11 protein-coding genes are annotated in these 12,406 nt (G+C 65.4%); 6 read left to right on the top strand and 5 right to left on the bottom strand.

The window, feature by feature from the left end:
* The first annotated feature begins 176 nt into the window (after positions 1-176).
* Together AYJ57_RS09675 and AYJ57_RS09670 are read left to right on the top strand one after the other, a co-directional pair.
* A complete protein-coding gene (locus AYJ57_RS09675; RefSeq protein ID WP_066104259.1) occupies positions 177-650 on the top strand; it encodes a MarR family winged helix-turn-helix transcriptional regulator in 474 nt (157 codons plus the stop codon).
* Positions 647-2,503, top strand: a complete 1,857-nt coding sequence (locus tag AYJ57_RS09670; protein WP_066104256.1) for an FUSC family protein — start codon at positions 647-649, stop codon at positions 2,501-2,503. The genes AYJ57_RS09675 and AYJ57_RS09670 overlap by 4 nt, the downstream gene beginning before the upstream one ends.
* Before the next feature lie 9 nt (positions 2,504-2,512).
* Here AYJ57_RS09670 and AYJ57_RS09665 read toward each other — a convergent pair whose 3' ends face one another.
* The gene (locus AYJ57_RS09665; RefSeq protein WP_066104253.1) at positions 2,513-3,469 is read right to left on the bottom strand and encodes a zinc-binding metallopeptidase family protein; all 957 of its coding nucleotides are present in this window, start codon (positions 3,467-3,469) and stop codon (positions 2,513-2,515) included.
* A gap of 340 nt (positions 3,470-3,809) precedes the next feature.
* Between AYJ57_RS09665 and rimP the strand changes: the two genes are divergently transcribed.
* Genes rimP through infB form a run of 4 tightly spaced genes read left to right on the top strand, consistent with a single transcriptional unit; the run spans position 3,810 to position 9,215 of the window.
* Positions 3,810-4,394, top strand: coding sequence for a ribosome maturation factor RimP (gene rimP / locus AYJ57_RS09660; RefSeq protein ID WP_066104250.1), 585 nt, complete (start codon positions 3,810-3,812; stop codon positions 4,392-4,394).
* Between the two features lie 4 nt (positions 4,395-4,398).
* On the top strand, positions 4,399-6,030 hold the full coding sequence (nusA, locus tag AYJ57_RS09655; protein ID WP_066104247.1) for a transcription termination factor NusA: 1,632 nt from the start codon (positions 4,399-4,401) through the stop codon (positions 6,028-6,030).
* A 7-nt stretch (positions 6,031-6,037) separates the two neighbouring features.
* Complete coding sequence (locus AYJ57_RS09650) at positions 6,038-6,691, top strand: RNA-binding protein (RefSeq protein WP_066104244.1); 654 nt, start codon at positions 6,038-6,040, stop codon at positions 6,689-6,691.
* A gap of 10 nt (positions 6,692-6,701) precedes the next feature.
* Positions 6,702-9,215, top strand: a complete 2,514-nt coding sequence (gene infB, locus AYJ57_RS09645) for a translation initiation factor IF-2 (RefSeq protein ID WP_066104241.1) — start codon at positions 6,702-6,704, stop codon at positions 9,213-9,215.
* A 259-nt stretch (positions 9,216-9,474) separates the two neighbouring features.
* Here the strand turns inward: infB and AYJ57_RS26555 are convergent, their stop codons facing one another.
* The 4 genes from AYJ57_RS26555 to AYJ57_RS09630 all read right to left on the bottom strand — a co-directional run bounded on the left by AYJ57_RS26555 (position 9,475) and on the right by AYJ57_RS09630 (position 12,340).
* Positions 9,475-9,597, bottom strand: coding sequence for a hypothetical protein (locus AYJ57_RS26555; protein WP_255455331.1), 123 nt, complete (start codon positions 9,595-9,597; stop codon positions 9,475-9,477).
* 158 nt (positions 9,598-9,755) lie between these two features.
* Positions 9,756-10,157 (bottom strand): 8-oxo-dGTP diphosphatase MutT, encoded by a 402-nt coding sequence (mutT, locus tag AYJ57_RS09640; protein ID WP_066104238.1) that lies wholly within the window; start codon positions 10,155-10,157, stop codon positions 9,756-9,758.
* A gap of 89 nt (positions 10,158-10,246) precedes the next feature.
* On the bottom strand, positions 10,247-11,476 hold the full coding sequence (gene argJ, locus AYJ57_RS09635) for a bifunctional glutamate N-acetyltransferase/amino-acid acetyltransferase ArgJ (RefSeq protein ID WP_066104236.1): 1,230 nt from the start codon (positions 11,474-11,476) through the stop codon (positions 10,247-10,249).
* Positions 11,477-12,340 (bottom strand): peptidylprolyl isomerase, encoded by an 864-nt coding sequence (locus AYJ57_RS09630; protein WP_066104233.1) that lies wholly within the window; start codon positions 12,338-12,340, stop codon positions 11,477-11,479.
* Between the last annotated feature and the right edge of the window lie 66 nt (positions 12,341-12,406).

The following is a 12,406-nucleotide window of genomic DNA, read 5'->3' as shown; positions in this document are numbered from 1 at the left end:
CCTCCTGTTGATTGGTTGCCGCAAAGATTAGCCCGCAGGGCAAAGCGGCGCAATCCGTGCACCGTTCACGCAAAGGGGAGCGCGGCAGCTTGCTGATGACCCTGCGGCAATCTGCGCCACTCTGCGGCGCGGCATTTAGTTTGCACTGCAAATCATTTTTATCTACATCAATTCTCATGACACAGTATTCCGCCCCCCGCGACCGTTTCGGATTCGCCTTCGTCTCGCTGGCACGGCGCTGGCATCGCGTCGTCGACATGCGGCTGGCCGAAGCCGGGCTGACCGACGCCACATGGCGCCCGCTTATCCATCTTGCCGAAGGCGGCGACGGCATCAGCCAGCGCGAGCTTGCGGCGCGGATCAGCCTCGATACCTCCACCCTCGTGCGTCTGCTCGACCTGCTGGTGGAGCGGGGCTTTATCGAACGCCGCGTCGACCCGAACGACCGGCGCGCGCGGCGCATTCACCTCACCGAGGATGGCCGCCGCGAGCTGAGCAGGATCCGCGCCATGCTGCTGCAGGCCGAGCACGACCTGCTGTCCGGCATCGGCGAAGACGAACTCGCCAACATGCTCGGCAGCTTTGCCCGCATCACCGCCCGCGCCGAGACGATGCTGACCGACAAGACCGACCGCGAGGAAACCGCATGACCGCCGCCCTTCAGACCCTTGGCTTCAACAAGGACCGGCTCACATTCTCCCTGCGTACTGCCTTTGCCGCCTGTCTCGCGCTGATCATCGCGTGGCTGCTGGGGCTGGAGCATCCGCAATGGGCCGGGATGACCGTCTGGGCCGCCTCGCAACCCGTCCGCGGGCAGTTGCTCGAGAAGGGCCTGTTTCGCTTTGCGGGCACCGTGGTGGGCACGATTGCCGGTATCGGGCTGATCTTTGCCATGCTGGTGCATCCGGCATTGCTGGTGATCGGCCTCGCGCTCTGGGTCGGCCTTTGCACCGGGCTTGCCAATCTTGCGCGCGGGTTCGTGGCCTATGGCACCGTGCTGGCGGGATACACGGCGGCGATGGTCTCGCTGCTCGACGTGGGACACCCGGAAAACGTTCTGGCACTTGGGGCCGACCGCATGGCGACGGTGCTTGTGGGCGTGGTGGCCGCATTGCTGGTGGGCTGGCTGTTCGCCCCCGCCGCAGACGGCAAGGCCTTGCGCGGCCGCATCCGGGCGTTGCTGGCCGATCTATGCGAGCAGATCGCCGCGCCGGAACAGGATGGAGAAGCGGCCCGTGGCCTGATCTCGGCCATGGCGGGCGCAGAAGAGGCGCTCGACCCGCACGCCGCAGGCTCGCTGCGCTCGCACCGCGAAACGCGGGCCACGCGCAACTTGCTCTCGACCGCGCTGGCAGTTCTGCTCTGGCGGCGTGGCCGCGACGCAGATGCGGTGCCCGAGGCCGCCCGCCTCGCGCTGACCGAGGCCGCTGCCGCCTTGCGCGCGGACGATGGCGCAACCGCGCTGAAGGCGCTGGAGCGCGCCGCCGCCCTGCCCGGTCTGGACGAGAATCTGCGCCCGCTCGTCAATGCATTGGCCCGCTGGCGCGCCCCCGAGAACCGCAGCGCGCCCGCGCCCGAAAGCGCCCTGCCCATGGTGCTGCACCGCGACTGGATCGGGGCCCGCGAGGCGGCGATCCGTGCCACCGGCGCGCTGCTGCTCTTTGGCGCGCTGTGGCAGATCACCGGCTTTGCCGCCGGGGCCTTCCTGCTGCTGGGCATGTCGATCATGATCTCGATCTTCACCACCTTCGAGAACCCCATCGCCATGCTGCCCTTCGTGTTTCTGGGCCAGTTCATGGGCGCCGCCATGGCTATCGCCATACGCTGGCTGGTCTGGCCGCATGCGGATGCCGAATGGCAGATGGTGGCGATGATGCTGCCGTTCATCGTGCTGGGCGGCGTCTTGGGCGGGCATGACCGCGGCATGAAGGTCAGCTTCGACTACAATATGGTGATGTTGCTTCTGCTGCATCCCGCCCTGCCGCTGACCGGCAGCTTCGGCACCTCGGTGATGATGGGGCTGGCGGTGGTCGCCGCGCCGCTCGCCGCACTGGCCGCCTATCGCACGATCTATCCACCAACGCTGCGCCGCAAGCAGTCGACGCTGGCGCGGATGATGCTGCACGATGTGGCCGCGCTGGCCGCAGACCCGGCAGCGCCGCAGCACAGGGACGTGTGGCGCGCGCGGCTCTATCACCGGATGCTGCGCCTCTTCCGGCTGACGGAACGCTCGGCGCGGGCGCAGCGCGATGCGCTGGACACGGGGCTGGCACTGCTTGATCTCGGCCATGCGGCGATGCGCGCGCAGGAAATCCTCGCTGCGCCCGACACACCGGCAACCGAGCGCCGTGCGCTCTGCGCCGCGCTGGCCCGGCTGAAACGTCTCGAGCAGACCCCGGCGCGTGCCGAAGGAGCGCTCAGCCGCCTTGCGCGCCGTGCAGCGGGACAGGACGCCGAGATCTTCCGCCACGCCGCGCGCAGCGCCGGGCTACTGGGCAGCTAGGCCTCTGCTTTAGAGGCGCCGCAGCCAGCGGTGCGCGAGGGCCATCTTCTCGCGCACCGGCTGGGTCAGCACGAAGGGGTAGAGGTCGGGCAGATCGAGCGCCCGGTTCACATGGTTCACCGCGATCGACAGGTTCACCGCTTGGGTGATCAGCGCATCGGTGTCCGCCTCGAGATAGGGATCATAGCCTTCGCCCGGCATCCCGGGCAGCCGCAGCCCGCTGGCCACGCCACTGTCGAGCATCGAGACCAGATGCTGCAAATGCGCCAGCGTCTCGGCCCAGTCCTCATGCGGGTGCGCCGTGGCGTAATGGGTGATGTGAGTCTCGCCGGGGTCGGCGGGCGCATCATAGTGGCGCTGAAGCGCGGCGCCGTAATCCTCGCGCTCGTCGCCAAAGAGCGGGCGGAAACTGTCGAGGAATCCCGGCTCACCGGCCAACCGCAGGAAGAGGAAATGCGCCATCTCGTGACGCATATGGCCCAGCATGGTACGATAAAGCTCGTCAAACTGTTCCTGCCGCTCTGCCAGAACCGGATCGCTCGCCTCGGTGACGTTGATCGTGATCAGCCCGTCGGCATGGCCCATGATCACATCTTCCTCGCCATGAAGTGTCTCTTCCGAGAGCATCCGGAACACCGGGCGCGCGCCCGCGTCATTCGAGGTGAACCAGCCCCAGCGGCCAAGCTCGGCGAGCATCCGGCGCTTGGCGTATTCACTGGCTTCCCACAGCGGCAGGTTTTGTTCGGCGCGCAGGTCGGGCACGGTTTCGGTCATCGCGCAGGAGCGGCAGAGCCCGCCCTCCTCGGCCACCCAGTTGCAGGCAATGTCATCGCGATTGGCGCAATGCGCCGCCCCCGCGACCATGGTCTGAGCGTCGGGATCGAAACTGACCTCCTGCCCGCAGCCGCAGGCGAGATTGTGGAAATAGACCGGGCTGGAGCAGGCGGGGCAGCGGAAGACTTGCATGAAAGTTCCTCATGGGCGGAATACGCAGCGGAAACGGCGCGGAGCCCCGGCGGGTTCCGCCGCGCCATCGCGCTTGCCAGTGAAGCGGCAAAGAGCAGCGCATGGGAAGGGCTTTGCGTAACGGCGTGATGACGCCGGGGTTTGGATGGTGGCGCGGGCCATGCGCCGGGCAGGGATCAAACCGCCGCGCCCCCTTCGCAAAGGAATCACCCTTGCGAAATCCGCTGCAGACACGTATATGGCGCTTCAACAGCGGCGCGTCGGTCCTGGCACCGAAGCTCCACCGGGAAACACCGACGGGCCGCGCGCCCGTATTTTTGTTTCCGAAGGAGTCGGAAGAATGACCGACCTCATCGCCAAATCATCGCTCGATAAGCGCCTCGCCGAGATCGTCGGCCCCGTCATCGAAGACATGGGGTTCGAGCTTGTGCGAATCCGCCTTATGGGCGGCAAGACCTCGACGCTGCAGATCATGGCCGAACGGCCCGAGGGTGGCATCGAGGTAGATGAATGTGCCGACATCTCCACTGCGGTCTCGGCCGTGCTGGACGTCGAGGATCCGATCATCGATGCCTACACGCTCGAGGTCTCCTCGCCCGGCATCGACCGCCCGCTCACCCGCCTCAAGGACTTCGAGACCTTCGAGGGCTATGAGGTGAAACTCGAAACCTCGGAACTGATCGACGGCCGCAAGCGCTGGCGCGGGGTTCTGACCGGGGTGGAGGGCAGCGAAGTGCTGCTCAACATCGAGGACGGCGGCGAAGAGCAGACCATCGGCCTGCAATTCGACTGGCTGTCGGACGCCAAGCTGGTGCTCACCGACGAGCTGATCCGAGACATGCTCCGCGCCCGCAAGGCGCAGGAAGTGGACGAAACCAAATTCGACGACATCGAGGCCGACGACGCGGCCGCTCAGGAGGACTAAGACCATGGCAATCACCTCTGCCAACCAGCTCGAGCTTCTGCAGACCGCCGAGGCCGTCGCCCGCGAGAAGATGATCGACCCCTCGCTGGTGATCGAAGCGATGGAAGAGAGCCTCGCCCGCGCCGCCAAGAGCCGCTACGGCTCGGAGATGGACATCCGCGTGAAGATCGACCGCAAGACCGGTCGCGCCAGCTTCACCCGCGTGCGCACCGTGGTCGAGGATGACCTCCTCGAAAACTATCAGGCCGAGATGACCGTCCAGCAGGCCAAGCAGTATATGGCCGACCCCAAGGTGGGCGATCAGTACGTCGAAGAAGTGCCGCCGGTCGACCTTGGCCGGATCGCCGCGCAGAGCGCCAAGCAGGTGATCCTGCAGAAAGTGCGCGAAGCCGAGCGTGACCGCCAGTACGAAGAGTTCAAGGACCGTCAGGGCACGATCATCAACGGTCAGGTCAAGCGCGAGGAATACGGCAACGTCATCGTCGACATCGGCCGTGGCGAAGCGATCCTGCGCCGCAACGAGAAGATCGGCCGCGAAAGCTATCGCCCCGGCGACCGCATCCGCTGCTACGTCAAGGACGTGCGCCGCGAGGCCCGCGGCCCGCAGATCTTCCTGTCGCGCACCGCGCCGGAATTCATGGCCGAGCTGTTCAAGATGGAAGTGCCGGAAATCTACGACGGCATCATCGAGATCAAGGCCGTGGCCCGTGACCCCGGCTCGCGCGCCAAGATCGGCGTGATCTCCTACGATGGCTCGATCGACCCCGTGGGTGCCTGCGTCGGTATGCGCGGCAGCCGTGTGCAGGCCGTCGTGAACGAACTGCAGGGCGAAAAGATCGACATCATCCCGTGGAACGAGGACATGCCGACCTTCCTCGTCAACGCGCTGCAGCCGGCCGAAGTGTCGAAAGTGGTTCTGGATGAAGATGCCGAGCGCATCGAGGTTGTCGTGCCCGACGAGCAGCTGTCGCTGGCCATCGGCCGCCGCGGTCAGAACGTGCGTCTGGCCTCGCAGCTCACCGGCCTCGACATCGACATCATGACCGAGGAAGAAGAGAGCAAGCGCCGTCAGGCCGAGTTCGAAGAGCGCACTAAGCTGTTCATGGACACGCTGGACGTCGACGAGTTCTTTGCCCAACTGCTGGTTGCCGAAGGCTTCACCAACCTCGAAGAAGTGGCCTACGTCGAGCTTGACGAACTGCTGGTCATCGACGGCGTCGACGAAGGCACCGCCGAAGAGCTGCAGACCCGTGCCCGCGAATTCCTCGAGGAACAGGCCCGCAAGGCGCTCGAGAAGGCGCGTGAGCTTGGTGTCGAGGACAGCCTTATTGAATTCGAGGGCCTCACTCCCCAAATGGTAGAGGCACTGGCGGAAGACGGCATCAAGTCGCTCGAAGATTTCGCCACCTGCGCTGACTGGGAACTTGCCGGTGGCTGGACCACGGTCGACGGCGAGCGCCAGAAGGACGATGGCCTGCTCGAGAAATTCAATGTCGATCTTGATGAGGCACAGAACCTGATCATGACCGCCCGCGTGATGCTGGGCTGGGTCGACCCCGAGGAACTGGTGGCCGATAGCGCCGAGGGCGATGAGCTCGAAGGTGACGACGACGCTGCCGAAGAATCGGAGGCCTGAGCCACAGATGACTCGCGGAGGCCGGGATAAGGACAGGGCGGACGGGCCCGAGCGGCGCTGCATTGCCACGGGCGATGTAGAGCCGAAGACCGGGCTGATCCGCTTCGTGGTCGGACCCGAGAACCAGGTGGTTCCCGATATCGCCGGCAAGCTGCCGGGCCGGGGCATCTGGGTCTCGTCCGATCGCAAGGCACTGGAAAAAGCGGCGGGCAAAGGTCTCTTTGCCCGCGCCGCCAAGGCACCGGTGACGGTGCCCGACGATCTGGCCAACCTCGTCGAGGGGATGCTGGCGCGTCGTGTGGTCGATCTCATCAGCCTCGCCCGCAAGGGCGGCGGTGCGGTCGCTGGCTACGAAAAGGTGAAGGATTGGCTGGGTAAGGAAGAAGCCCGCGTGCTGATCCAGGCCGAGGACGGAAGCGCCCGCGGCAAGACCAAACTCAGTACTCCCTACGGGGGGAACTACATCGGCTGGCTCACCGCGGATGAGCTGGGGCTGGCCTTCGGACGTGAAAAGGTGATACATGCCGCGCTTGGCGCTGGTGGACTCACCAAACGTGTTGTAGAGGAGGCCCAACGATTGAAGGGCCTGCGCGTCGCATCGGCGGACGCGAGACCGGCAGCAGGGGCTGCCGCGGGCGGCAAGGGCCGCCGGAAAGGATAAGAGAATCTTAATGAGCGATAACGACGGCAAGAAGACTTTGGGTTTGCGCGGCGGCTCCCGTTCGGGGAACGTGAAGCAGAGCTTCAGCCACGGGCGCACGAAAAACGTCGTGGTAGAGACCAAGCGTAAACGCGTCGTGGTCCCGAAAGCGGGCGCCGCTGGCGGTGCAAAGGGTTCGGGCGGCGGATCGCATGGCGGATCGGGCAAGCGCCCGGCGGGCATCACCGAAGCGGAGATGGAACGCCGGCTGCGCGCGCTGCAGGCCGCCAAGGCGCGTGAAGCCGAGGAGGCTGCACAGCGCGAGGCCGAGGAAAAGGCTCGCGCCGAAGAGCGTGAGCGCCTGCGCGCCGAGAAAGAACAAAAAGAGCGCGAGCAGCGCGAAGCCGAAGAGCGTGCCAAAGCGAAAGCCGAGGAAGAAGCGCGTAAGGCCCGCGAGGCGGCCGAGGCTGCGGAAGCAGCCAAGAAAGCCGACGCCGCGCCGAAAAAGGCCGCTGCCAAGGACGAGAGCGCCGCTCCCGCCCGCGCAGCTGGTGCACCGGCCGCGAAGCCGGCGGCACAGCCGCAGCGCAAGGCCGACCGCGAGCGCGAAGAGCGTGGCCGTTCGGCCCGTGGCCGCGACGACGGTGCGCGCCGCTCCGGCAAGCTGACGCTGAACCAGGCTCTGGGCGGCGAAGGTGGCCGGCAGAAATCCATGGCCGCAATGAAGCGCAAGCAAGAGCGCGCGCGTCAGAAGGCGATGGGTGGCAGCCAGCAGCGTGAGAAGGTCGTGCGCGACGTTCAGCTGCCCGAGGCGATCACCGTCGCGGAGCTGGCAAACCGTATGGCAGAGCGCGTCGCCGACGTGGTGAAGTCGCTGATGCAAAGCGGCATCATGGCGACTCAGAACCAGTCGATCGACGCCGATACCGCGGAACTGATCATCGAGGAATTCGGCCACCGCGTGACCCGCGTGTCCGATGCCGACGTCGAAGACGTGATCAAGATCGAAGAAGACAAGCCGGAAGACCTGCAGGGTCGTCCGCCGGTCATCACGATCATGGGCCACGTCGACCACGGCAAGACCTCGCTGCTCGACGCGATCCGCAAGGCCAACGTGACCTCCGGCGAAGCCGGCGGCATCACGCAGCACATCGGCGCCTATCAGGTGACCACCGACAGCGGCGCGGTCCTGTCGTTCCTCGACACCCCGGGCCACGCAGCCTTCACCTCCATGCGCTCGCGTGGTGCTCAGGTGACGGACATCGTGGTGCTGGTGGTTGCGGCGGACGACGCGGTGATGCCGCAGACCGTCGAGGCGATCAGCCACGCGAAAGCGGCTGGCGTGCCGATGATCGTGGCGATCAACAAGGTCGACAAGCCCGAGGCGAACCCGACCAAGGTGCGCACCGATCTTCTGCAGCATGAAGTTGTTGTCGAAGAGATGTCGGGCGACGTTCAGGACGTGGAAGTCTCCGCCAAGAGCGGCAAGGGCCTCGACGAACTGCTCGAAGCCATCGCGCTGCAGGCCGAAATTCTCGAACTGAAGGCCAACCCGAACCGGGCGGCCGAAGGTGCGGTGATCGAAGCCAAGCTCGACGTGGGCCGTGGCCCGGTCGCGACCGTTCTGGTGCAGAACGGCACGCTGAAGCAGGGTGACGTCTTCGTCGTGGGCGAGCAGTACGGTAAGGTCCGTGCGCTGATCAACGACAAGGGTGAGCGCGTCAAGGAAGCCGGTCCGTCGGTTCCCGTCGAGGTGCTGGGTCTCAATGGCACGCCCGAGGCAGGCGACGTTCTCAACGTCACCGAGACCGAGGCGCAGGCCCGCGAGATCGCCGAGTACCGTGCTCAGGTCACGAAGGACAAGCGCGCCGCAGCCGGTGCCGCAACGACCCTCGAGCAGCTCATGCAGAAGGCCAAGGACGACGAGAACGTCTCGGAACTCCCGGTCATCGTCAAAGCGGACGTGCAAGGCTCTGCCGAAGCGATCGTTCAGGCGCTCGAGAAGGTCGGCAACGACGAGGTGCGCGTGCGCGTCATCCACTCGGGTGTGGGCGCGATCACCGAAACCGACATCGGCCTCGCCGAAGCGTCGGGCTGCCCGGTCATCGGCTTCAACGTTCGTGCCAACGCTCCGGCCCGCAACGGCGCCAACCAAAAGGGCGTGGAAATCCGGTACTACTCGGTGATCTACGATCTGGTCGACGACGTGAAAGCCGCGGCTTCGGGCCTGCTGTCGAACGAAATCCGCGAGCACTTCATCGGCTACGCCGAGATCAAAGAAGTCTTCAAGGTTTCGAACGTCGGCAAGGTTGCAGGCTGTCTGGTCACCGAAGGCGTTGCACGCCGCTCCGCGGGCGTACGCCTGCTGCGCGACAACGTGGTGATCCACGAAGGCACGCTGAAGACCCTCAAGCGCTTCAAGGACGAGGTCCCCGAGGTGCAGTCCGGTCAGGAATGCGGCATGGCCTTCGAGAACTACGACGATATCCGCCCGCAGGACGTCATCGAGATCTTCGAGCGCGAGGAGGTCGAGCGCAAGCTCTGACCCCTCCCCTGCCCCAACTCCGGGGCACTACAGATCAAAAAGCCGGCGATGCTCCATCGCCGGCTTTTTTCATGTCTGGTGGCCTGTCGCCGGGAAAAGCGTGGCATGGGTGAAGGAAACGCTGGCGGCAAAGGGTCACCGCACCCGCACGGCAAAAGCCGAAGGCAGAAGGCAGAAAGCCGGAACCGTCAGCCACAAAAAATGCGAGCCGCCCTTTTGGGGCGACTCGCATATCGTTGACTTCTAGGGGGCGTGTAAATCAGACCGGGCGCCCGGTGAAGAGCTGCTGCCCGACACGCACCATGATGCGCCCATCGGGAAGAGTCTTCTCAAGAAAGCCCTGGACCGAAATGCAGCTACCCATGATAATGGTGCGCAACATGTTGTGTCCTCAACTAAAACCTTGCGAAGACGTTTTTAGCGCATGACCGACAACAAAACTACACTTAAGTTGCACAATTCTGTTTCATTAGTAGGCAATTCCGCACTTTTTTGCGCTGCATTTATGGTCAATCAGGCTGAAACCCGAAAACCCCTTGCTTATAGCAGATCGCGCAGAATCGGGATCAGCGGGATATCCGCGGGCGGCATCGGATAGGTCGACAGGTCTTTTGCCCGCGCCCATTTCAGCACCTGCCCTTCGCGCGCCTGCGGCACGCCCTGCCATTTGCGGCAGGCGAAAAGCGGCATCAGCAGATGGAAATCATCATAGGCGTGCGAGGCGAAAGTCAGCGGCGCGAGGCAGCTGTCCCATGTCTCGATACCCAGCTCTTCGTGCAACTCGCGGATGAGCGCCGCCTCGGGCGTCTCCCCTGCCTCGACCTTACCGCCGGGAAACTCCCACAGACCGGCCATGGACTTGCCTTCGGGGCGCTGTGCCAGCAGCACGCGGCCCTCTACGTCGATCAGGGCAACGGCGGAGACGAGGACGATCTTCTTCATGGGCGGGCGCTTTCGGCAGGAACGGAAAAGCGAGGGGCCAGCCCCTCGCACTCCCCGGGATATTTGCCTCTAGACGAAGAGGCAACCGCTCACGAGCGGTAGTCGGCGTTGATGCTGATGTAGCCGTGGGTCAGGTCACAGGTCCACACGGTGGACGTGCCCTGCCCGAGGCCGAGATCGACCGAGATGGTGATCTCGGGCTCTTTCATCAGCCGCGCGCCGTCTTCCTCGCGGTAATCGGGCGAGACCCAGCCTTTCTCGGCCACCAGCACGTCGCCGAAGCGGATGGTCAGAAGGTCGCGGTCGGCGGCAGCGCCGGATTTGCCGATCGCCATGACGATGCGGCCCCAGTTGGGATCCTCGCCAGCAATGGCGGTCTTGACCAGCGGCGAGTTGGCGATGGCCATGGCGTGGGTGCGCGCATCCGCGTCGCTTGCCGCGCCGGTGACCTGCACCGTGACGAATTTCGTCGCGCCTTCTCCGTCCTTCACCACCTGATGCGCCAGATCGAGGAAGACCTCCTCGAGCGCCTCGGCAAAGGCGGTGTCGGCCTCGGTCACCTCGACGCCCGAGGCGCCAGTGGCGCCCATGAGCAGCGTGTCGGAGGTCGAGGTGTCGCTGTCGACGGTAATGCAGTTGAAGCTGCGGTCGTTGATCTGGCTGACCAGTGCCTGCAGCACCGGCTGCGGCACTTTCGCGTCGGTGAAGACATAGACCAGCATCGTCGCCATGTCGGGCGCGATCATGCCCGAACCCTTGGCGATGCCGGCGATCTTCACCTCGCCGCCCGGCAGGCTGACCGTGACGGCTTTGCCCTTCGGGAAGGTGTCGGTGGTCATGATCGCCTTGGCGGCGCCTGAGATGCCATCCGCGTCGAGTGCGGCCACAAGCTCATCGACCTTGGCGGTGATGCGCTCATGCGGCAGCGGCTCGCCGATCACGCCGGTGGACGACGAGAACACGCGGTTCTCCGGCAGGCCGGTCGCGGCCGCCACGGCCGAGGTCACCGCGCGGGTGCTCTCGATGCCGTTCTTGCCGGTGAAGGCGTTGGAGTTGCCCGAGTTCACGATGATCGCCGCGCCCTCATCCGAGGCCGCGCCGATCTTCGCCTGACAGTCCAGCACGGGGGCGGACCTTGTGGCCGAGCGGGTGAAGACCCCCGCCATGGTGCTGCCCGCATCAAGCTGGGCGAGCATGACGTCGGTGCGCCCCGCGTAGCGCACCCCGGCGGCGACGGAGGCGAAACGCACCCCGTCGATCACCGGCAGTTCAGGAAAGGCCGCAGGGGCCAGCGGGGAAACGGCGAGGGTCTTGGCCACTTACTTCTCCAGCAGCTCGAAGTTGGACAGAACCGAGGGGTCGATCTCGCCAGCCTCGGTGCGGGTGATCTCGGCGCCAGCGATGGCGTCGTCCATATAGGCTTTCACCGCCTCCTGCTGCACCTGCTGTGCGATCTGGTCGCGCACCTCGTCGAGCGCCGGCGCTTCCTTGGCGCGGGTCTCGTTGAGCTTGATCACATGCCAGCCGAACTGGGTCTGCACCGGCGCCTCGGTGATCGCGCCGGGCTCCATCTTCTCGACGGCGGCCTGAAACGGCTCGACCATCATGCCGGCGCTGAACCAGCCCAGCTCGCCGCCGTTCGGGCCCGACGGTCCGGTCGACTTCTCTTTCGCCACCTCGGCGAAATCGGCGCCGCCCTGCAGTTCTTCGATGATCGCTTTCGCTTCGTCCTCGGACTCCACGAGGATGTGCGACGCGTTGAATTCCTGCCCCTGATCGGCATCGGCGTATTGCGCATCATAAGCGGCTTGGATCGCCTCGTCGGTCACCGCGGCCTCGGCCACGGCAGACACGGTCTCGGCGGCCATCAGCGTGCGGTGCTCGGTGGCCATCGACAGCTTCACGCGGTTGGTCTCGACCGCCTTCTCGTCCTGCGCCAGCACTTCTTGCTGCACGAGCTGGTCGAGAATGCCGCTCCAGAGCACGTCATCGCCAAGCTGCTGGTACTGGTCGGGCAGGCTGGCGCGGATGATCAGCATCTCGCCCAGCGTGATGTCCTGGCCATTCACCGTGGCGACGACGGTCTCGGCACTCGGCGCCTCGGTTTGCTCCTGCGCGTGAAGCGGCAGCGCGAACGTGAGGGCGAGCGCAGCCGCGCCCAGTTTGGTGAGGGTTTTGGGCATCTAGGCGTCCTTCCTGTTGGCCGCCCGCCACCGGGCGGCGTTGACACTTACCAACCTGCCGCTTAC

It is taken from the genome of Salipiger sp. CCB-MM3, from assembly GCF_001687105.1.
Taxonomy (GTDB): domain Bacteria; phylum Pseudomonadota; class Alphaproteobacteria; order Rhodobacterales; family Rhodobacteraceae; genus Salipiger.
Note: the sequence above shows the minus strand (reverse complement) of the source record. Positions and strands in the feature narration are given on the sequence as shown.

What these genes read in the sequence shown, in the direction of transcription:
- AYJ57_RS09675 (WP_066104259.1), top strand. Translation starts at nt 177, where the DNA reads ATGACACAGTATTCCGCCCCCCGCGACCGTTTCGGATTCGCCTTCGTC.
- AYJ57_RS09670 (WP_066104256.1), top strand. Translation starts at nt 647, where the DNA reads ATGACCGCCGCCCTTCAGACCCTTGGCTTCAACAAGGACCGGCTCACA.
- AYJ57_RS09665 (WP_066104253.1), bottom strand. Translation starts at nt 3,469, where the DNA reads ATGCAAGTCTTCCGCTGCCCCGCCTGCTCCAGCCCGGTCTATTTCCAC.
- rimP (WP_066104250.1), top strand. Translation starts at nt 3,810, where the DNA reads ATGACCGACCTCATCGCCAAATCATCGCTCGATAAGCGCCTCGCCGAG.
- nusA (WP_066104247.1), top strand. Translation starts at nt 4,399, where the DNA reads ATGGCAATCACCTCTGCCAACCAGCTCGAGCTTCTGCAGACCGCCGAG.
- AYJ57_RS09650 (WP_066104244.1), top strand. Translation starts at nt 6,038, where the DNA reads ATGACTCGCGGAGGCCGGGATAAGGACAGGGCGGACGGGCCCGAGCGG.
- infB (WP_066104241.1), top strand. Translation starts at nt 6,702, where the DNA reads ATGAGCGATAACGACGGCAAGAAGACTTTGGGTTTGCGCGGCGGCTCC.
- AYJ57_RS26555 (WP_255455331.1), bottom strand. Translation starts at nt 9,597, where the DNA reads ATGTTGCGCACCATTATCATGGGTAGCTGCATTTCGGTCCAGGGCTTT.
- mutT (WP_066104238.1), bottom strand. Translation starts at nt 10,157, where the DNA reads ATGAAGAAGATCGTCCTCGTCTCCGCCGTTGCCCTGATCGACGTAGAG.
- AYJ57_RS09630 (WP_066104233.1), bottom strand. Translation starts at nt 12,340, where the DNA reads ATGCCCAAAACCCTCACCAAACTGGGCGCGGCTGCGCTCGCCCTCACG.